This is a genomic window from Mycolicibacterium chlorophenolicum (assembly GCF_001044235.1).
Lineage (GTDB): Bacteria > Actinomycetota > Actinomycetes > Mycobacteriales > Mycobacteriaceae > Mycobacterium > Mycobacterium chlorophenolicum.
In genome coordinates this window covers 128,912-148,194 of record NZ_JYNL01000051.1, presented here as the reverse complement: position 1 = coordinate 148,194, position 19,283 = coordinate 128,912, and the positions used below count along the sequence as shown (strand labels likewise).

17 protein-coding genes are annotated in these 19,283 nt (G+C 69.5%); 7 read left to right on the top strand and 10 right to left on the bottom strand.

All coding sequences use genetic code 11. The annotated features are described in order from the left end of the window. Positions 1–88: 88 nt before the first annotated feature. The 4 genes from MCHLDSM_RS20355 (at position 89) to MCHLDSM_RS20340 (ending at position 2,611) form a co-directional block, all read left to right on the top strand. The gene (locus MCHLDSM_RS20355) at positions 89–799 is read left to right on the top strand and encodes an Rv1363c family protein (RefSeq protein ID WP_048471722.1); all 711 of its coding nucleotides are present in this window, start codon (positions 89–91) and stop codon (positions 797–799) included. Then, complete coding sequence (locus tag MCHLDSM_RS20350; RefSeq protein ID WP_109788895.1) at positions 796–1,392, top strand: twin-arginine translocation pathway signal; 597 nt, start codon at positions 796–798, stop codon at positions 1,390–1,392. Before MCHLDSM_RS20355 ends, MCHLDSM_RS20350 begins: the two co-directional genes overlap by 4 nt. An 83-nt stretch (positions 1,393–1,475) precedes the next feature. Continuing rightward, on the top strand, positions 1,476–2,333 hold the full coding sequence (locus MCHLDSM_RS20345; RefSeq protein ID WP_048471721.1) for an enoyl-CoA hydratase: 858 nt from the start codon (positions 1,476–1,478) through the stop codon (positions 2,331–2,333). A 17-nt stretch (positions 2,334–2,350) separates the two neighbouring features. Next, complete coding sequence (locus MCHLDSM_RS20340; RefSeq protein ID WP_131722662.1) at positions 2,351–2,611, top strand: hypothetical protein; 261 nt, start codon at positions 2,351–2,353, stop codon at positions 2,609–2,611. Positions 2,612–2,636: 25 nt separating this feature from the next. On the opposite strand, the gene MCHLDSM_RS20335 is transcribed toward MCHLDSM_RS20340, so the two are convergent. After that, the gene (locus tag MCHLDSM_RS20335) at positions 2,637–3,068 is read right to left on the bottom strand and encodes a hypothetical protein (RefSeq protein ID WP_048471719.1); all 432 of its coding nucleotides are present in this window, start codon (positions 3,066–3,068) and stop codon (positions 2,637–2,639) included. A 179-nt stretch (positions 3,069–3,247) separates the two neighbouring features. Between MCHLDSM_RS20335 and MCHLDSM_RS20330 the strand changes: the two genes are divergently transcribed. Next, positions 3,248–4,963, top strand: a complete 1,716-nt coding sequence (locus MCHLDSM_RS20330; protein ID WP_082168988.1) for an FAD-binding protein — start codon at positions 3,248–3,250, stop codon at positions 4,961–4,963. Here MCHLDSM_RS20330 and MCHLDSM_RS20325 read toward each other — a convergent pair. After that, positions 4,890–7,421, bottom strand: coding sequence for a glycogen/starch/alpha-glucan phosphorylase (locus MCHLDSM_RS20325; RefSeq protein WP_234714129.1), 2,532 nt, complete (start codon positions 7,419–7,421; stop codon positions 4,890–4,892). The genes MCHLDSM_RS20330 and MCHLDSM_RS20325 overlap by 74 nt on opposite strands. 111 nt (positions 7,422–7,532) lie before the next feature. Here MCHLDSM_RS20325 and MCHLDSM_RS20320 point away from each other — a divergent pair, with 111 nt between their 5' ends. Further along, entirely contained in the window at positions 7,533–9,353 is a 1,821-nt protein-coding gene (locus MCHLDSM_RS20320) for a sensor domain-containing diguanylate cyclase (RefSeq protein WP_048471717.1), read from the top strand. Here the strand turns inward: MCHLDSM_RS20320 and MCHLDSM_RS20315 are convergent. The 5 genes from MCHLDSM_RS20315 to MCHLDSM_RS20295 form a co-directional block, all read right to left on the bottom strand. Further along, complete coding sequence (locus tag MCHLDSM_RS20315; protein WP_048471716.1) at positions 9,339–10,361, bottom strand: NAD(P)/FAD-dependent oxidoreductase; 1,023 nt, start codon at positions 10,359–10,361, stop codon at positions 9,339–9,341. The genes MCHLDSM_RS20320 and MCHLDSM_RS20315 overlap by 15 nt on opposite strands. After that, positions 10,358–10,861: an isoprenylcysteine carboxyl methyltransferase family protein gene (locus tag MCHLDSM_RS20310; RefSeq protein WP_048471715.1), complete on the bottom strand. Its 504-nt coding sequence runs from the start codon at positions 10,859–10,861 to the stop codon at positions 10,358–10,360. Before MCHLDSM_RS20310 ends, MCHLDSM_RS20315 begins: the two co-directional genes overlap by 4 nt. A gap of 3 nt (positions 10,862–10,864) precedes the next feature. Continuing rightward, positions 10,865–11,926 carry a type III polyketide synthase gene (locus MCHLDSM_RS20305; protein ID WP_234714131.1) on the bottom strand — a complete coding sequence of 354 codons (1,062 nt, stop codon included), beginning with the start codon at positions 11,924–11,926 and terminating at the stop codon, positions 10,865–10,867. 5 nt (positions 11,927–11,931) lie between these two features. Then, positions 11,932–14,181 (bottom strand): MMPL family transporter, encoded by a 2,250-nt coding sequence (locus tag MCHLDSM_RS20300; protein WP_048471713.1) that lies wholly within the window; start codon positions 14,179–14,181, stop codon positions 11,932–11,934. Positions 14,182–14,276: 95 nt separating this feature from the next. Next, positions 14,277–14,966, bottom strand: coding sequence for a M15 family metallopeptidase (locus MCHLDSM_RS20295; RefSeq protein ID WP_234714128.1), 690 nt, complete (start codon positions 14,964–14,966; stop codon positions 14,277–14,279). Between the two features lie 134 nt (positions 14,967–15,100). On the opposite strand from MCHLDSM_RS20295, the gene MCHLDSM_RS20290 reads away from it, so the two are divergent. After that, positions 15,101–15,349 carry a hypothetical protein gene (locus tag MCHLDSM_RS20290; protein WP_130376781.1) on the top strand — a complete coding sequence of 83 codons (249 nt, stop codon included), beginning with the start codon at positions 15,101–15,103 and terminating at the stop codon, positions 15,347–15,349. A 4-nt stretch (positions 15,350–15,353) separates the two neighbouring features. Here the strand turns inward: MCHLDSM_RS20290 and MCHLDSM_RS20285 are convergent, their stop codons facing one another. Genes MCHLDSM_RS20285 through MCHLDSM_RS20275 form a run of 3 tightly spaced genes read right to left on the bottom strand, consistent with a single transcriptional unit; the run spans position 15,354 to position 19,192 of the window. Beyond that, complete coding sequence (locus MCHLDSM_RS20285) at positions 15,354–16,556, bottom strand: SfnB family sulfur acquisition oxidoreductase (protein WP_048471711.1); 1,203 nt, start codon at positions 16,554–16,556, stop codon at positions 15,354–15,356. Then, positions 16,553–17,722, bottom strand: coding sequence for an LLM class flavin-dependent oxidoreductase (locus tag MCHLDSM_RS39590; protein WP_048471710.1), 1,170 nt, complete (start codon positions 17,720–17,722; stop codon positions 16,553–16,555). Before MCHLDSM_RS39590 ends, MCHLDSM_RS20285 begins: the two co-directional genes overlap by 4 nt. 18 nt (positions 17,723–17,740) lie before the next feature. Then, positions 17,741–19,192 carry an LLM class flavin-dependent oxidoreductase gene (locus MCHLDSM_RS20275; protein ID WP_048471709.1) on the bottom strand — a complete coding sequence of 484 codons (1,452 nt, stop codon included), beginning with the start codon at positions 19,190–19,192 and terminating at the stop codon, positions 17,741–17,743. Between the last annotated feature and the right edge of the window lie 91 nt (positions 19,193–19,283).

Sequence of the window (19,283 nt, the reverse complement as noted above, 5' to 3'; positions counted from 1 at the left end):
TTCGGTGACCGCCAGCAGTCCAGCCGCTTACCGTGTGGCAGCAGTCACAGCGGAGCCGATCCACGGTGCATGTATCTGGAGGTAGGCCATGCGGCTACTGAGCCGCGTCGACAAGACGAGCACGACGACGGACGAACAGTCCCTGGTGGGGCAGGCCGAGGCCGAGGCCATCGAGGCGGAGGCCCGGGCCGCGCAGGCCCGCGCCCGCGCCGACGAGCTGCGCGAGCGGGCGGCCCTGCAGTCCGATGACGTCAGTACCTCCGAGCCCGACGATCCAGGTGTCAGCCAGGGTCGAGCCGGCGCGCGAAGGTGGCGGCCCAGGCCGGCATCGTTGGCGGCCGTCGTCGCACTTCTCGCAGGCATCGCCCTCCTGGTGGCAAGCGGATACCTGCTGTGGGGACATCATCTCGAGCAGCGGGAACAGCAACGTCGTGCTGCCTTCGCCGCCGCCGCGTCGCAGGCAGTCGTCACCTTGATGTCCATCGACAGCGCCAAAGCCGAAGACAACGTCCGGCAGATCCTCGACAACTCGACCGGCCAGTTCCACGACGACTTCCAGGCCGAGGCCGGCGATTTCGTCAAGACCGCGCAACAGTCCAAGGCGGTGACGAAGGCCAGCGCGCAGGCGGTGGGCGTGGAATCGATGACGTCGACCACGGCGACCGTGCTCGTCACCGCCGCGACGACCGTCAGCAATTCCGCCGGCGCCGATCAACAGCCGCGCAACTGGCGTCTCAGCGTGGACATGGTCGACGACGGCCAACAGATCAAACTGACGAAAGTGGAGTTCGTGCCGTGACCGCCAGCATCGACGAGGACGCCTCCACCGTCCCTGCCGCACCCGAGGATGGCATCGAGAGCCCGCACGCCCCGGAAGCAGTCGCCTCGGCGAGAACGTGGCGCCTGTCGTTGGCGGCGCGCTGGCGGCTGCTCGCCGCCGTCTGCTTCCTGGTGATATCGATGGCGATCGCCGCGACGGTCTTCTTCGGGCCCCACCGTGACGACCGCGAAACCGCCGCTGCGTCGGCTGAGGCGCTCGCGGCCGCGCAGGAGGGGGCCGTCGCGCTGTTGTCCTACGCGCCTGCCAGTCTCGATCAAGACCTCGCGACTGCGCGGTCGCACCTCACCGGCGATTTCCTGACCTATTTCAGCCAGTTCGCCGATCAGATCCTGATCCCGGCGGCCAAGCAAAAGAATGTTCACGCCAGCGCGACGGTCGTGCGCGCGGCAGTGATGGACGCGCGCCCCGACACCGCGCACGTGCTGCTCTTCATCAATCAGACGACGGCCAGCCGCGACAATCCGACGTCGGCCCAGGCTGCGAGCAGTGTCAAGGTGGGGCTCACCAAGGTCGACGGCAGCTGGCGTATCTCCTCGTTCGACCCGGCCTGAGGTCCCTGGCATGTGATCCGCTCAACTCCCGATCAGCGGAACCTGTCCGGCCGCAACATCTTCGTGCGTCGCACCCTGAAGTCATGGCGACATCTGAGGACGACGTGGTGACTTACCGGTCCATCGGTCGAGTGGCGGTGGTGACGATGAACCGTCCCCGGTACCGCAACGCGCAGAATTCAGTGATGACCTATGCGTTGGACGCGGCGTTTCGGCGCGCGGTCGACGACGACGACATCGGCGTGATCGTCCTTGCCGGCAGTGGTGACCATTTCAGTGCCGGCCATGACATCGGAACTCCAGGCCGTGACCACCACGTGTCCTACGACAATCAGGCCGTGCTGTGGTGGGACCACGTCGGAAAAGAGGGCGGCGATCACCGCTACGCCCGCGAGATGGAGGTCTATCTCGGGATGTGCCGCCGCTGGCGGGACATCCCGAAGCCGATGATCGCCATGGTGCATGGCGCGTGCATTGCCGGCGGACTGATGCTGGCGTGGGTGTGCGATGTCATCGTCGCGTCGGAGGACGCCTTCTTCGCCGATCCCGTTGTCCGGATGGGGATTCCCGGTGTCGAGTACTTCGCGCACCCGTGGACTCTCGGCGCCCGACTCGCCAAGGAGATGCTCTTCACCGCGGACCGATTCACCGCACAGCGCGCCTACGAGGTGGGAATGGTCAATCGGGTGGTGCCGCGCGATGCGCTCGAGGGGACGACGCTCGACCTCGCTGAGCGCATCGCACAGATGCCCGCCTTCGGTCTGGCGCTGGCAAAACGGGCCGTCAACCAGTGCGAAGACCAGATGGGTCTGCGAAACGGCATGGAATCGGTCTTCGGGTTGCACCACTTCGCCCATGCCCACAATGCCGAGACAGGCACAGGCTCGCTCGGAGGAATGGACGCCAAGACCATGGCCGCCCGCGCGGCCGACGCCACGTGAAGCCACTGTCGGTGATGATGGACGCCGACCGCGTGGCCTGGCAGTTGGCCGAAGAGATGCGAGATCGACTTCCCGAAGAGGCCAGGGTGACCATGTACTGCACCTTGGGAACTGGCGACACCTTCGACGCCGTGACCGCGATCATGGAACTGGCTGTACGGCATCAGCAGACCGTCGCCCACAACACCGTCAGACAACTGCACGCCTGGCTCGACGGATACCGCGGCAATCCCGATGAACCACGCATGCGCGCGGCCATCCACGCGATCACTCCGTAGTCGCCTGGACCGCGGTACCCCCGGGCTACATCAGAGACAAAGAGAACGGGTAGGTCAGTGTCCCCGGCTTGCCGTCACAGCCGGCGTCGAACGACGACGTCAGTACGCCGATGCGTGTGGTCGCGTCCCAGGAATACACGTCGTGGGTGGGTATCGTCGTCCCGTAATAGATGTTGCCGCAGCGTAATCCGTCGGGGACATCGACGGTGAGGGTGTACCGGCCGTCTGCCAGGCGCGCGTCACCTGCATACGGGAATGCCCTCGCGATGGGTTGGGGGATCGCCTGAACGCGCACGCAGTCGCCGTCGCAGCTCGCCAGGGCCCAGATCCACGTGTGGAAGTCGTACCTGCCCTCCAGGCGCAGTTCGAAGTTGCCGTGGGGGGTGTCGGCGACGGCAGGAGTCGCGCCGAGAAGCGATGCGCACACCACCGTCAGGCTCAGCAACACCGCTTTCATGTCGTCCTCTCTTGGCCCGCCGAGTCACCCACTCGCGCAGCAACACAGCCACCCCACAGTGACAGCTGGTGGGGGCGGCCGAGGTCTGACTGACCGGTGAGCGGGAAGGACACAGCGCGCCGGAAACGCGGGTGACAAGCTCGCACTGGCGAGAACTCACCAATACCGGAGAGAGAAGCATGCTGACTGGCACCCGCTACGACGTCGTCGTCGTCGGATTCGGAGCGGCCGGCGCTGCCGCAGCGATCGAGGCGGCTGACAACGGCGCGCGGGTGCTCGTCCTGGACCGCGGTTACGGCGGGGGAGCGACGGCGTTGTCGGGCGGCATCGTGTATGCCGGAGGCGGCACGGAGGAACAGCACGCCGGGGGCTACCGAGATTCGGCGGACAACATGTTCGCCTACCTCCGGCGAGAGGTGGGTGACGCCGTCTCCGAGGCGACGCTGCGGCGGTTCTGTGAGCAGAGCCCCGCGATGATCGGCTGGCTCAAGGCGCACGGTGTGCCGTTCAGGGGCGGACAGGTGTCGTCGTACAAGACGTCGTACCCGACAGACTCGTACTACCTCTACTACTCGGGCAACGAGAAGGCGCATCCGTACGCTGATCATGCCCAACCGGCGCCGCGCGGGCACCGTGTCGTCGCGCCCGGGATGAGTTCGGGCCGAGTTCTTTTCGAGCGGCTGCGCGCATCCGCGGTGAGCAAGGGCGTCACCGTCCTGCCGCTCGCTCGCGTACACGAACTCATCACCGACGAAGACGGCGCTGTCATCGGCGTGCGTTATCGCGCCATGCCCCTCGGGCACCCCGACGTGCGCCGGCACTCGGCGCTGACGAAAGCGACGGGGAAAGTGGGCAATTGGCTTCCCGGTCTGGTCAAGGGGGTTGTCGGTCGCACGGAGCGACTGTGGGAACGCGCCGCGGAGCCGGGGGAGGCCTACGCCGGTGCCGTCGTGCTGGCCGCCGGGGGTTTCATCCACAACCGCGAGTGGATGAGGCAATACGCGCCGGCGTTCCTGGGAATCTCGCCGCTGGGGACGGCAGGAGATGACGGAGCCGGAATCGCGCTCGGAGTGGACGGCGGCGGGTACACGGCCAAGATGGGGAATGTCACGGCGTGGCGATTCCTGGCTCCGCCCAGCGCCTTCCTGGAAGGTCTCTCGGTGGGGGTCGACGGCCGACGCATCGCCAATGAGGATCTCTACGGCGCAACCCACGGCGACGTGATGATGCGGTGCTTCGGGGGAGCCGGATGGGTCGTCTACGACGCTCGGACATGGCGAAAGGTCCGCGCGCAGATCGGCGACCAGACGCAACTCTTCCAGCGTCTCCAACTGCTGCACCTGTTGACGGTCGGCCACGAGAGGGCGACGTCGATCGAGGGCCTCGCGGCGAAGAACGGTATCGACCCCACCGGTCTGCGGCGGACGGTTGACGAGTACAACGCCGGAATCCTCTCAGGCGCGGGTGATCCGGCGCACAAGGACCCCGAGATCGCTCCGGTGTTGGGCCGCGGGCCCTACTACTCGATCAACATCTCGGCTGACTCCTCGCTCTTCTATCCCATTCCCGGTCTCACTCTCGGCGGTCTCGTCGTCGACGAGGACACCGGTGCTGTGAAGCGTCGGGCAGGAGGAGTGGTGCCCGGGCTGTACGCGGCAGGGCGCAACGCTGTCGGGATCTGCTCCAACAGCTACGTCAGCGGGCTGTCCATCGCCGATTGCCTGTTCAGTGGACGGCGGGCCGGAGCATCCGCGGCCGCCCGGATGGGCGCGATTTCGGCGTGCTCGTCGACGCTCAGCGACGAAAAGCACGCCGAAATCGCTACAGGTCGACTGACATCGGTCCGACGCCCCAGATCTCGTCGCAGTACTCCCGGATCGCCCGGTCGGAACTGAACTTGCCGCTGCGGGCGGTGTTGCGGATGGACATCCGCGACCACACGTCGTCGTCGAGCCACACCCGCGACACCTCCGCCTGACGGTCGACGTAGGAGCGGTAGTCGGCGAGCACCAGGAACGGGTCGTGGTGGATCAGGTTGTCCACGACCGGCCGTAGCACCTCGGAGTCGCCGTGGGTGAAGGTGCCCCCGGCGAGCAGTTCGAGCACCGCGGCCAGCTCCGGATCGCGTTCGACGAAGCTCTGCGGCCGGTACCCCTCGGCCTTGACCGCCTCGACCTGATCCTCGGTCAACCCGAACAGGAAGAAGTTCTCCGCGCCGGCCTCCTGGCGGATCTCGACGTTCGCGCCGTCGAGCGTGCCGATCGTCAGCGCGCCGTTGATCATGAACTTCATGTTCCCGGTGCCCGACGCCTCCTTCCCCGCGGTCGAGATCTGCTCGGAGAGGTTGGCCGCCGGGTAGACCAGGTGGGCGTTCTTGACGTTGAAGTTCGGCAGGAACACGACTTTCATGTACCGGTTGACGTCCGGGTCGTTGTTGACCGTCGCGCCGACGGCGGTGATCATCTTGATGATCCGCTTGGCCATGGTGTAGCCGGGTGCGGCCTTGCCGCCGAACAGGAACGCCCGCGGCGGGATCACCAGCCCTGGATTGGTCTTGAGCCGGTGGTAGAGAGCCACGATGTGCAGCACCATCAGATGCTGGCGCTTGTACTCGTGGATCCGCTTGACCTGCACGTCGAACATCCACGTGGGGTCGAGCTCGATGCCGGTCGTCGAATGGACGTACTCGGCGAGCCGGGACTTGTTGGCGCGCTTGACCTCCCGCCACCGCGCGCGGAACGCCGGATCGTCGACGAACGACTCCAGCCCGCGCAGCCGCACCAGGTCGGTCAGCCAGCCGGGGCCGATCGACTCGTCGAGCAGCCCCCGCAGTCCCGGGTTGGACAGCGCCAGGAACCGCCGCGGCGTCACCCCGTTGGTGACGTTGCCGAAGCGCTCCGGCCATAACTCGTAGAAGTCCTTGAGCACACTGGATTTCAGCAGCTCCGAGTGCAGCGCGGCGACGCCGTTGACGGCGTGGCTGCCGACGGTCGCCAGGTGCGCCATCCGGACGCTCTTGCCGCCCTCCTCGCCGATCAGCGACATCCGTCCGACGCGCTCCTCGTCGTCGGGGAAGCGGGCCCGCACCTCGGTGAGGAAGCGCTCGTTGATCTCGTAGATCAGCTCGAGGTGACGCGGCAGCGCCTCGCCGAAGATGCGCAGCGGCCACGTCTCCAGCGCCTCGGGCAGCAGCGTGTGGTTCGTGTAGCCGAACGTGCGCACGGTGAGATCCCACGCCTCGTCCCAGCCCAGCTGGTGCTCGTCGATCAACAGCCGCATCAGCTCGGCCACCGCGATCGACGGGTGGGTGTCGTTGAGCTGGATGGCCCACTTGTCCGGCAGCGCCGACAGCGGCAGCTGCGCCCGCTGCAGATGGATGCTGAGGATGTCCTGCAGCGAGCACGTTACGAAGAAGTACTGCTGCAGCAGCCGCAGCCGCTTACCGGCCTCCGGTTCGTCGTTCGGGTAGAGCACCTTCGACACCGTCTCGGAGACGACCTCCTCGTCGACGGCCTTGTAGAAGTCGCCGGTGTTGAACGCATCGAGGGCGAACGACTCGACCGCCCGCGCGCTCCACAGCGTCAGCGTGTTGCAGGTGTTCACCCCGTAGCCCTGCACCGGGGTGTCGTAGGAGACGCCCTTGAGCACCCGCTGCGGCACCCAGCGCACCCGCAGCTTGCCCGTGACGTCGGTGTACTGCTCGGTGTGCCCGCCCCAGTTCACCAGGTAGCTGGCGTCCGGCTTGTCGATCTCCCACGGGTTGCCGTGCACCAGCCAGTTGTCGGTCTTCTCGACCTGCCAGCCCTCGGCGATCTCCTGCTTGAAGATGCCGAACTCGTACCGGATGCCGTACCCGATCGACGGCCGCTCCAGCGTGGCCAGCGAGTCCAGGTAGCACGCCGCCAGCCGGCCCAGGCCGCCGTTGCCCAGCCCGGGCTCACCTTCGCAGTCCAGAATCTCGTCGAGATCCTGGCCCAGGTCGGCCAGCGCCTGCCGGGCGGCGTCCTCGATGCCGAGGTTGAGCAGGTTGTTGCCCAGCTGCGGACCCATCAGGAACTCCGCGGACAGATAGCAGGTGACCTTCGCCGACAGGTCGAGCCAGTCCTGCGTGGTCGCCATCCAGCGCTTCTGCATACGGTCGCGGACGGCCAGCGCCAGTGCGCGGTAGTAGTGCTCGGCCCGCAGCACGGCCGGCGGGCGCGCGATCGAGTACACCAGGTGGTCGGACACCGCCGCGCGCAGCGCGTCGGCGGTCATGCCGGTCCGGGTCTGCCCGGTCGGGCCGGCCTGAGCACCGTTGACCTGGGCGGACTGTCCGGACGGGGCGTTCACGAGGTCGGTCACGGGCGTCATTGTGGCGACCGCATGTTTCGGGAATGGGTCACGGCCGTGAACGACGAAAATTTCGGCACAGATTGCCACCAGGGATTGCCGACCGGATTATTGACGCGGTTGACTGTTCTGATGACGACCGGCTCGCTCCGCTGGGCGCCGGTCAGGCGCGCGATACCCCCGCTACCGCAGCTGCTGGGCTGGACGCTGACGGTCGGTGCGCTGTGCTTCCTGGTGCGCGGGCTGGTGTACCTGGACAGCTGGTCCTACGCGATGGTGTGGCCGGCCGTCGCCCCGCAGTTGGTCGCGCTGCTGACGGCGCCGCGCCGGCAGTGGCCCGTCTACCTCGCCGCGTTCGCGGCCATCCAGATCATCCCGGGCCGGTTCGTGCTCGGGCTCTCCCCGGAGATCGGGGTGCTCTCGACGCTGACCGCCGTGGTGTTCGCCGCGATGATGCTGCACCGCGACCAGGACTGGGTGAGCGGCCGCAGCGACTCCCTGCGCAGCTGGCAGCGGTTCCTGTTCTACGGCGTGTTTGTCGCTCCGGTGCTGGCGAGCCCGATCGGTGTCGCCGGGCTGGCACTCAACGGGGAGGTCGGCACCGATGCGCGGGCACTGGCCTTCGCCGCGATGGCCTGGTACCTCACCGAGGCCGTCGGTATCGCCTTCCTGGTCCCGCTGATGCTGCGGTGGCGGCACTACGCGCGCCGGCACACCGTTCACGAGGTGGCGTGGTTCACGATGATGACCGCGGTGACCGTCGGCCTCTGCGCGGCGTCCGCGACGAAGTCGAGCTTCGTGCTGGTGTTCCTCACCGGGCTGCCCGCGCTGCTGGTGCTGATCCGCTCGGGCATCGCGTCGGCGTTCGCCGAGATGGCGATCGGCTCGGCTCTGGTGCTCGGCAGCACCTTTGCCGGGTACGGCCCGTTCGCCGCGTCGCTGGACGACCCCGGCCAGTCGATGATCTCCGCGCAGGTGTTCGTGCTGGGCGCGTTCACGATGGTCGTGCTGGTCGCCGCCGCGCTCGAGGACCGTGAGCGCCTGGTCGCCCTCGACGACGCCAGCCACAAGGCGTACGAACTGATCGCCGAACTGACCGGCGACGTGGTGATCCTCGTCGACGCCGACGGCAACGTGCTGCACCGCGCCAGCGAGGGCCACGAGATCCTCGACATCCCCGACGGCCCCATCACCAAGGCGCGCTGGCTCGACCACATCCATCCCGACGACCGCGACGCCCGCGCCGACTTCCCCGCCTCGGATCCCGGGGCCTCAGCACCGTTCCGTGTCCGGCGCACCGACGGATCATGGGGCTGGTACGTGCTGCACAGCCGGCGCACCGCCGACGGACTGACCGCCGCGATCATGCGCGACGTGACGCTGGAGCGCGAGGTGCAGGACTCACTGACCGACATGGCGAACACCGACCCGCTCACCGGGCTGGCCAACCGGCGCGGCCTCGACCAGCGGGCGGCCGAGATCTGGCGCCGCGCAGCCGAAGACGGCGAGCAGGTGACGGCGCTGTTCGTCGACATCGACCATTTCAAGTCGTTCAACGATCTGTACGGGCATCAGGCCGGCGACGAATGCCTCCGCCACCTCGCCGAGGTGCTGGCGCATCTGGCCGATCCCAGCGTGTGCGTGGCCGCACGTTACGGCGGAGAGGAGTTCGCGGTCGTGCTGTCGGGCTGCGACGACGCCTCCGGGTTCGCCAAGGGCCTGGTGCGGGCGATCCGCTCGCTTTCGATACCGCACGGCGGCACCGACACGGGCACCGTGACGATCAGTGTCGGTGTGGCGACGCTGCGGCCGTGGCGGCTCACCGGATCGGATCCCGACACCGCGGTGCGCGAGCTGCTCGACCGCGCCGACAAGGCGCTCTATGCCGCCAAATCCGAAGGGCGCAATGCGATCTCGATCTACCGCGACGGCGCGGTGCTACTCGGCGAGTAGGTTCACGATACGGGTGAACACCGGCGGCGCCAGGCGGGCGGCCGGCACGATGAGGGGCCGCAGCGGGGACCCGCTGGCCCGCAGCACCCCGGCGGTCATCAGCCGGTAGCGCCGGGTGGTCTTCCGCCAGCGCCGTTCGTAGTCGGCCGGCCGGTCGGCGACCACGCTGTCGACCAGCGTGCGGGCCGCCGCGAACGACAGCCCGAGTCCCTCACCGGTCAGCGCGTCGACGTAGCCCGCCGCGTCGCCCACGAGCAGGACGCGGCCCACCACCCGGCGCGCGACCCGCTGCCGCAACGGTCCCGCCGCCCGGTCGGGTTCGTTCGGGTGGCCGGCGAGCCGGTCGCGCAGCGCTCCGAACGCGGCCAGGTGCTCGTCGAACCCGCCCTGCCGGGAACTCAGGATCGCCACCCCGACGCAGTCCCCGGCGACGGGCGTCACGTACGCCTCCCCGGCAGCCGGGTCCGCGGCCCAGTACACCTCCACGCAGTCCGACCACGGTGCGACACCGACATGCCGGGTGAACCCCCACCGGCGGGTCGCCGGGCCGGGGCGGTGCAGGCCCAGGCCGGCGCGCACGGGGGAGTGCAGGCCGTCCGCCGCGGCCAGGTAGCGCGCCCGGATGCCGTTGACGCACACGCCGTCGTCGTCCTGGGTGACGGCACCGACGGTGCCGGTCTCGATGCGTACCCCGGCCGCGCCTGCGGCGTCGAGGAGCGCGCGATGCAGTGCCGTCCGGCGCACCCCCAGACCGGGTCCCGACGCGAACGCGGCGCTGACGGAACGCTTTCCGTCGAGGTAGGTGATGCCGCGGAACGGCACACCCGCGGGATGGGCGCCGAGCAGGCCGAGTTCGCGCACCGCGTGCGGCATCAGTCCCTCTCCGCACGCCTTGTCGATCGCGCCCGGGCGCTTCTCGATCACCACGGTCTGCAGACCGCGACGCGCGGCGTGGATCGCCGTCGCCAGGCCCGCGGGTCCGCCGCCGGCGACCAGCAGGTCGATCACGGCAGCCGCTCCAGGGCCCGGTTCTCGACGGTGATCCGGGTGCGCAATAGCCCGGCGTTGAGGGCCGTGAACACCAGCGCGGTGATCCACGCGGTGTGCACCAGGGGCAGCGCGATGCCCTCCACGACGACCGCCACGTAGTTCGGGTGACGCAGGTACCGGTAGGGCCCACCGGTGACGCGGCCTCCGCCGGGCACGACGACCACCCGGGTGTTCCACTGCCGCCCGAGCGTGGCGATGCACCACCACCGCAGCGCCTGCGCGGCCAGCACCACCGCCAGCATCGGCCACCCCAGCGCGGGCAGGAACTCGCGGTGCGCGGCCTCCACCAGACAGGCGACCAGCAGCGCGGTGTGCAGCACCACCATCACCGGGTAGTGGCCGGCGCCGAACTCCACGCCGCCCCGCTCCCGGCTCCATCGCAGGTTGCGTTGCGAGACAACGAGTTCGGCGATGCGCTCGGCGGCGACCGCGGCGATCAGCAGTGTGTAGGCCAGCACCGGTCACCGCCAGCGCAGCAGGACGAGCTCCGAGCAGAAGCCCGGCCCCATCGCCATCAGCAGCCCGGGCTGGTCGGCCGGTGGCTTCTTGGCGATGGTGTCGCGCAGCACGTGCAGCACCGACGACGACGACAGGTTGCCGACCTCGGCGAGCGAGCGCCACGTCAGCTCCAGGGCGTCGTCACCGAGGCCGAGCGCGGCGGTGATCGCCTCGATCACCTTGGGGCCGCCGGGATGCGACACCCACGCCGCGATGTCGTCGACCGCCAGGCCGTGCCCGCCGAGGAACGCGGACATGTCATCGGCCAGATAGCGGTCGATCAGATCGGGCAGATCGGCCGACAGGATCAGCGCGAAGCCGTTCCTGCCGACCTTCCACCCCATGGTGTCCAGTGAGTCGGGGTACATCCGGCTGCAGGTGTCCACCACCGCGGGACCGCGGGGGTCCACCTGTTCGGCGCGGTCCTCGCCGACGGCGACCACCGCGGCCGCGCCGTCACCGAACAGCGCGCTGCCCACCAGGCTCGCCATCGTCGGCTCGGCCGCCGGATAGGTCAGTGAGCACAGTTCCACCGACACGAGCGCGGCGGTCTGCCCGGGAGCTCCGCGCAGATAGTCGTGCATCCGCGCGATGCCGGCGGCCCCGGCGACGCACCCCAGCCCGAACAGCGGCACCCGGCGCACGTCCGGTCGCAGTCCCAGCCGGCCCGCGACGCGCGCGTCCAGGGAGGGCACCGCGACGCCGGTGACCGTCGTGGTGATGATCAGGTCGAGATCGCTTGCGCGCAGGCCTGCTTCGTCGAGCGCCGCGGTCAGCGCCTCGCAGCCGAGATCGACGGCGTGCTCGAGGTAGATGTCGTTGGCCTCGCCGAAGTCCTGCAGGGCCGGGTACCGGTCGAGGGGCAGCACGAAGTGCCGCGCGCGGACCTTGGCGTGTTCGTGAAGACCGCGCACCACCTCGTCGAGCCCGGCGAACGCCGGCACGGCGAGGAACGCGTCGGTGACCTCCTGCTGGCTGTAGCGGTGCGGCGGTAGGGCGCCTTGGACGCCCGCGATGACGCTGATGGGGGTCATGGCGATATCCGTTCTGTGGGTTCTCGTGGCGGCGGGGCCGCCGGTGCCTCCTCGAGGCCGAGGCGGCGGTGGATCCGCTTGAGCCAGTGCGGCGCCCACCAGTTCCAGCCCCCCATCAGGCGCATGAACGCGGGCACCGCGACCATGCGTACGAGTGTCGCGTCGACGAGGACCGCCAGCGTCAGGCCGAGGCCGAACATCCGCATCACCGACGTGCTCGCCGCGATCAGCGCCGCGAACGAGATCGACATGATCAGTGCCGCGGCGGTGATGATGCGGCCCGTGTAGGCGATGCCCAGCGCCACCGACTCGTCGGATTGTCCGGTGGCGAGCCAGAACTCGCGGATACGTGCGACGAGGAACACCTCGTAGTCCATTGACAGGCCGAACGCGATGCAGAACAGCAGCACCGGCATGTTGGCGACCAGCGTGCCGGTCGGGGTGGTGCCCAGCCCGCCCAGGTGGCCGTCCTGGAACACCCACACCAGCGCGCCGAACGCCGCGGTCAGCGAAAGGACGTTCAGTACAAGCGCTTTGAGCGGGACGACGATGCTGCCGGTGAGAAGGAACAGCAGCGCGAACATGATGACGGCGATCAGGCCGAGCACCAGCGGCAGCGTGGAGGTGATCGCGTCGACGCTGTCGCGGTTGGTCTGCGCGGTGCCCGTCATCTCGACGGCGCGACCGCCGGGTCCCGGCACGGCGTGCAGCCCGTCGAGTTGCCGCTCCGACGCGTCGGAGAACAACGGTGCGCTGCTGGCGACGGTGAGGAACGCGCGGCCGTCCTTCTCGCCGGTCGGTGCCGACGGCGGGCCCGACGCGACCCCGTCGACGTACGTGCCGGTCGGTGCGGAGACGGCGACCACGTCGGGCACCCGTGACAGTGCGCCGGCATAGGCGGACAGTTCGGCTGGGCCGAGGCCCTGGGTGTCGGGGACGACGACGGTGACCGCGGTGTCGGTGTTGTCGGCGAAGTCGCGCCGCAGCTGGTCGCCGACCTGATGCGCCGACGCCGACTGCGGCAGCACCCGGTCGTCGGGAAAGCCCCACCGCACGCCGAGGAACGGCAGGCCCGCGACGGTCAGCAGCACGACGACAGCCAGGCCCAGCGGCAGTGCGCGCCGCATCACCGTCTGCGCGCAGCGGTACCAGAAGCGCTGTTCGACCGGGACCGGTTGCGGGTCGGGCCGACGCAGCAGCCGGCGGGCCAGCCGGCGCACGTCGAGGGAGTCGTGCCGGTCACCGAGCAGCACCAGCGCGGCCGGGGTGACGACGACCGCGGCGGCCGCCGCGAACGCGACCGTCGCCACGCCCGCGTAGGCGAACGACTTGAGGAAGTGCATCGGGAACAGCACCATCACCGACATCGACAGCGCCACCGTCGTCGCTGAGAAGATCACCGTGCGCCCGGCGGTGGCCATGGTGCGGCGCACGGCCTCGGTGCGGCCGGCGCCGCCGGCGAGCTCGTCGCGGTACCGGCTCAGGATCAGCAGTGTGTAGTCGATGGCCAGGGCCAGGCCCATCGCGGTGGCCAGGTTCAGCGCGAAGATCGACACGTCGGTGGCGAAGGTGACCACCCGCAGCACCGCCAGCGCCCCGACGATCGCCATCACGCCGATCGCCACCGGCAGTGCGGCGGCCAGCAGCCCACCGAACACCCAGACCAGCACCAGGAAGCTCAGCGGGATCGCCAGGCCCTCCATCAGCAGCAGATCGCGCTGCGAGTGCTCGGTGATCTGGACGTTGACCATCGCGGTACCGCCGGTGCGCACCGTGACGCCCGCGGGCACGTCGCGCGTGACGTCCCGGTCGATCTCCTTGGCGTACGTCTGCTGCTCGGCCTCGGTGCCGGTGATACCGACGACGACCAGGCCTGACGTCCGGTCCCGGCTGATCAGGTCCGCCGCGGCGGCGGGCGGGGTGGTCCAGGCCGACGAGACGGTGGCGACGTGCGGATGGTCGGCGACGCGCTGGGCGATGCGCTGCCCGGTGTCGCGCGCGGCGGGGCTGTCGACACCATCGGGCGAGGACACCACGATCAGCATCACGACGTCGCCCTGACCGAAGGTCTCGGTCAGTGTTCGCGACGCGCGCGCCGATTCGCTGCCGGGGTCGGCGAAGCCGCTGGGGGACAGGCTGGCGGCCACCGGCACGCCGAGGACGGCGAGCGCGACGGTGAGCGCCGCCGCCGCGCCCACGATCCGACGTGGCGCGGCGAGAGCGAGCGAAGCGATTCGGTGAAGCAGCTCTGTCTCCCGTGTTCTCGAGAAGCGCCTAAATTTACGACACGGAAGAAACCCCGTGGGGGTTCACGATCTGACGAAATCGTGATGTGACGGCCTCAGCGCAGCTCGAAATGCTGGTAGTCCAGCGGTGTGCGCCAGTGACCGCCCCACCGCCAGCCCCGTGCGGTGAAGGCCTCGACGGCGGGGTCGCCGTCGTGGAACATGCCGGGGTCGGTGCGGGTGCGGTCCAGCCACGGGCCCCCGTTGGCGGGTTCGAAGTGGCCCCGGGCATCGAGGTAGGGATTGATCCGTGGGTTGATGTCCACCGCGCGTCCGTAAGCGTGCAGCGACCAGCTGTCCGAGCCCGGGATGCCGCGGCAGTTGTAGGCCGAGGTGTTGTTGTCGCGCATCGACAGCTCGTCCTCGGCGCCGGGGTAGCGGTCGGGGCTCTGCATCTTCTCGATCGGAAAGCGAAGGGCGGTGAGCTGGGCGAACACGTCGACGACGGCGTCCACCACGTCGGCGTTGACCACCAGTTCTCCGCGGTGGCGCCGTCCGTCGACGCCCCAGTGGTCCAGCTCGACGCGGCGCAGCGCGTCGGGGCCCACCGGGCAGCCGGGCCGCCAGGTCGCGCCGAGGTCGGCGGCGGTGACCGGGCTGACGGTCGGAGGTCGTGGGGCCGCTTGCGTCGACGGTTGCGGTGCCGGCGGTGGGTCGGGCGACGCCGGCGGCGGCTCCGGGGGCGGCGCGCACTGCACCAGCGTCATCGTCACGGCCGCCAGCGCGGCCAGCCTCGTGAACCTCACCGCGGACCACCGTACCCGGGTCCGATCATGCGGTTAGGCACGCTAAACACTTCTGTTAGTACAGCTTTCGACTTTTCTCACAGGTCACAAGATCGACGCCTTTGCTGTGATGTAGCTCATGGTGGAGTTATAGTGTGTCCGCAATCACAGAAAGGGCGGACATGGTCGGATTCGGCGAGGGCGCGATGGTCCCGCAGCAGGTCGAGCCATCGCATGCGGTTCGCGCGTCCCACGACATCAACTGGGTCGTCGCTTTTCTGATGATCACGGTGCTGATCGCCGCCGTCGCCGGCGTCGTCCTCGCGCTGTCCAGCGGAATGCCGAACGTGGCAATCGTCATCGCGCTCGTCACCGGTGCGGTGTTCGCCGGACAGCTCTGCTGACGCCTCAGATCTGACCGTGCCGCGGCGGCACGGTTCCCGACAGCGTGTACCGACCGATGTGCTGCAGTTTCCAGCGCGTCGGATCGTGCAGCGTGTGAGTGCGCGCGTCGCGCCAGAACCGGGACAGATTCGCTGCCGCCGAAGCGCTTCGCGTGCCGCCCAATTCGAACAACCCCTCGGCGGCTGCCAGCGCGGCGCGCGTGGCGGCCACCTTCGCCACCGCCACCGCGATCGACGCCTCCGCCGCCGACTGCGGCGTCAGGGCGTCCTCTGCCGCGTCCACCCGCCGAGCGGCCTCGGCGAGCAGCGCCTGCGCACCGCGCACCGTGACCGTCAGCTCGCCGGCGGCGGCGATGAGCGTCGGGTCCTCGGTCGCGGTCTGCACCCGCGCCTCGAAATGCGGCCTGGCGCGGCCGGACTCACGCACACCCGCGGCCAGCGCGCCGGTCGCGAGACCGACGTCGATCGCGGCGTGCCACAACTGCGCCCGCGCGCCGTAGGTGGACGGCCCCGCGAAGATCGGGCTGAACGGCACCACGTGCTCGGCGGGGACCACGACGTCGTCGAGGATCGCCGTCCCCGACGCCGTGGTGCGCTGCCCCATGCCGTCCCAGTCGTCGACCACCTCCACACCGGGTGTGTCGCGGGCGACGAACGCGATCGCCTTGGGTGTCGCCGCCGTCGGCGCGGCGCCGGAACCGTCAGTGACGGAGGCGCGCACCAGAATCCAGTCCGCGAACAGCGCGCCGGTGCAGTAGTACTTGCGACCCGACAACACATGGCCGCCGGAGGGCTGCCGCCGCAAGGACGTGGTGTCCACGTCGATGGTGTGCGGGCCCCGCTCGGACTGTGCGTTGGCCAACAGCGCGCCGTCCCCGACGCTGCCGAAGAAGAACTCCTTCTGGGCCTCGGTGCCCTGCAGGCGCAGCGCCTCGAGAAAGGTGACGTGCGACTGCGGGATCTGGGCGATCGAGGGGTCGGCGTGGGCCAGGAGACGGAACACCTCGGCCAGCACCGTCGCCGACGCCCCCGTGCCGCCGTACCGCTCCGGTACGGAAATGGTCAGCAGCCCGGACTCTTTCAGCGCTGCCACCTGGTCGTAGGGAAGCTGCCGCTGCTCGTCGCGGGTGGCCGCGTCGATCTCGAACTGACCGGCGAGCTTCGCCGCGACATCGAGGACCGCATCGGCCGGCAGCGACACCGTCACCGCGCGGCGCCGACGAACGGAATGGCCGCCGGCGCGGCCGTATGCGTCTGCGCCGCGAACAGGCCGCGGTCGCGCAGGATCGGGATCACGCCCTCGCCGAACCAGTACAGCTCTTCGAGGTGCGGATAGCCCGAGAAGATGAACTCGTCGATGCCCACCTCGGCGTATTCCGCGATGCGGTCGGCCACCTCCCGGTGACTGCCCACCAGCGCCGTACCGGCACCGCCGCGCACCAGCCCCACGCCTGCCCACAGGTTGGGCGCCACCTCCAGGGTGCGGGCGTCGTGCCACGAGCCGTTGCTGCGATGCTGCTCGTGCAGCGCGAGCATCCGCTTCTGCCCCTCGGATTCGCTGCGGTGCAGGCCCTGCTGCGCGCTGCGGACGGTCTCCTCGTCCAGCGCGCCGACCAACCGGTCCGCCTCGGCCCATGCGGCGTCGGCACTGTCGCGGGAGATGGTGTGCAGCCGGATGCCGAACCGCACGGGCCGCCCCTGCGCGTCCGCCAGCCCGCGGATCCACTCGATCTTCTGCCGGACCGCCTCCGGTGGTTCACCCCAGGTGAGGTACACGTCGGCGTGCCGGGCGGCCACCGGACCCGCGGCAGCGGAACTCCCGCCGAAGTACAACGGCGGCACCGGGTTCGGTGGACCAGCCAGCGAGGCCTCCTCGACGTGGATGTGCTCGCCCTGCAGGGAGACCGTCTCGCCGGCCCACAGCCGCCGCACCACGTCGAGGAACTCGTCGCAGCGTCGGTAGCGCCCGTCCTTGTCGAGGTGATCGCCGAAGGCGCGCTGCTCGTGGGCCTCGCCGCCGACCACCACGTTCAACAGGATGCGGCCGGGGGCGTGGCGGGCGAACGTCGCCGCCATCTGGGCCGACAGGGTGGGGCTCACCAGGCCGGGTCGGAACGCCACCAGGAACGCCAGCGACGTCGTCTCGCGGGCCAGCAGGGCCGCGGTGATGAACGCGTCCTCGCACCACGCGCCCGTCGGGATGAGCGCACCCGTGAAACCGAAGCTCTCTGCGGCCCGCACGATCGACGCCAGATAGTCGATGGATGCGTCCCGGTCGCTGTGCGCCGCCCCCGCGGGGGTGCCGTGCCCGCCGCCGACGATGAGCCGGCTGTCGCCGTATGTCGGCAGGAACCAGTGCAATTGGATGGTCATGTCTTCTCCTCCGTCGGGTCAGCGGCCGCGCGTCGGCTGCGCGGCGACCGACGCCGGCGACGACGGCACCGTGGATGGGCGGTCGATGATCGTCGAAGTCGGCCCTCCGACGCGGTATCCCGCGCCGCGGTGCTCGTCGGGCAGCCGGTCGCCGCGCCCGTGCAGCTTGTGCCGCAGCGTGCCCGGCGTGTACGCCGACTGGTAGGCACCGCGGGCGGTGAGTTCGGGCACCACATGGTCGACGAACTCTTCGAACGAACCCGGCGTGATCGCGTAGGCCAGGTTGAAGCCGTCGACATCGGTCTCGTCGACCCATTCCTGCAGCGAGTCGGCGACCTGCGCACCGGATCCCACGAAACGGGGACCGATGCCACCGATCTTTCCCCACTCGGCGATGTCGCGGACCGCCCACTCGCGGCCGTCGGGATCCGCGGACTGGAACGCCTCGACCGCGGACAGGATCGCGTTCGAATCGACGTTGCCCACTGGTTCGTCGAGGCCGTAGCGGGCCAGGTCCACGCCCATCCACCCCGACATGAACACGAGAGCACCCTCCGGGTCACCGTAGGACAGGTACTCGGCGTGCCTGGCGTGCGCTTCGTCCTCGGTGGCGGAGGTGATGATCGTCGACAGGTTGAAGATCTTCACCGAGTACGGATCGCGGCCGGCCAGTTCGAGCTCGCGCCGAACTGTGGACACGGTGTCCCGCAGGATCACCTTCGTCGGGGCCGCGGTGAAGATGGCCTCGGCGTTCTCGGCGGCGAACCGCACCCCGCGCGGTGAGGCGCCGGCCTGGTAGATCACCGGGGTGCGCTGGGGGGACGGTTCGGAAAGGTGGATGCCGGGCACGCTGAAATGCGTTCCCTCGTGGCCGATGTGGTGCACCTTGTCGGGATCGGTGAAGACGCCGCGCGCCGCGTCACGCACGACGGCGTCGTCCTCCCACGAACCCTCCCAGAGCTTGTAGAGCACCTCGAGGTACTCGTCGGCGTGGTCGTAGCGGGCATCGTGGGCGGGTTGGTCGGTCTGGCCCATGTTGCGGGCGGCCGCGGGCAGATACCCGGTGACGACGTTCCAGCCGATGCGGCCGCCGGTGAGGTGGTCGAGGGTGGAGATGCGGCGCGCGAACGGGTAGGGGTGCTCGAAGCCGGTGCCGGTGGTGATGCCGAAGCCCAGGTGCTCGGTGACGTACGCCATCGCCGACACCAGCAGCAGCGGGTCGTTGACCGGGACCTGGGCGGCCTGGCGGATCGCGGCCTCGTCACTGCCGCCGAAGACGTCGTAGGTGCCCAGCACGTCGGCGATGAACAGGCCGTCGAAGCGGCCGCGCTCGAGGAGTTGGGCCAGATCGGTCCAGTACCGCAGGTCCTTGTAGCGCCAGGACTGGTCGTCGGGGTGCTTCCACAGGCCGGGAGACTGGTGGGCGACGCAGTTCATGTCGAAGGCGTTGAAACGGATCACACGGGTCACCGCGAAATGGTGTCCGATCGCCGGCCTGCCGACACCGGTTTGTCTCACCGCGATTCTCTTACCCCGGTAGGCCCTGCCCGCGGAAGCGCAT

What these genes read in the sequence shown, in the direction of transcription:
- MCHLDSM_RS39590 (WP_048471710.1), bottom strand. Translation starts at nt 17,722, where the DNA reads ATGACCATCCAATTGCACTGGTTCCTGCCGACATACGGCGACAGCCGG.
- MCHLDSM_RS20340 (WP_131722662.1), top strand. Translation starts at nt 2,351, where the DNA reads ATGGACGCCGACCGCGTGGCCTGGCAGTTGGCCGAAGAGATGCGAGAT.
- MCHLDSM_RS20320 (WP_048471717.1), top strand. Translation starts at nt 7,533, where the DNA reads ATGACGACCGGCTCGCTCCGCTGGGCGCCGGTCAGGCGCGCGATACCC.
- MCHLDSM_RS20325 (WP_234714129.1), bottom strand. Translation starts at nt 7,421, where the DNA reads ATGACGCCCGTGACCGACCTCGTGAACGCCCCGTCCGGACAGTCCGCC.
- MCHLDSM_RS20335 (WP_048471719.1), bottom strand. Translation starts at nt 3,068, where the DNA reads ATGAAAGCGGTGTTGCTGAGCCTGACGGTGGTGTGCGCATCGCTTCTC.
- MCHLDSM_RS20330 (WP_082168988.1), top strand. Translation starts at nt 3,248, where the DNA reads ATGCTGACTGGCACCCGCTACGACGTCGTCGTCGTCGGATTCGGAGCG.
- MCHLDSM_RS20355 (WP_048471722.1), top strand. Translation starts at nt 89, where the DNA reads ATGCGGCTACTGAGCCGCGTCGACAAGACGAGCACGACGACGGACGAA.
- MCHLDSM_RS20345 (WP_048471721.1), top strand. Translation starts at nt 1,476, where the DNA reads ATGGCGACATCTGAGGACGACGTGGTGACTTACCGGTCCATCGGTCGA.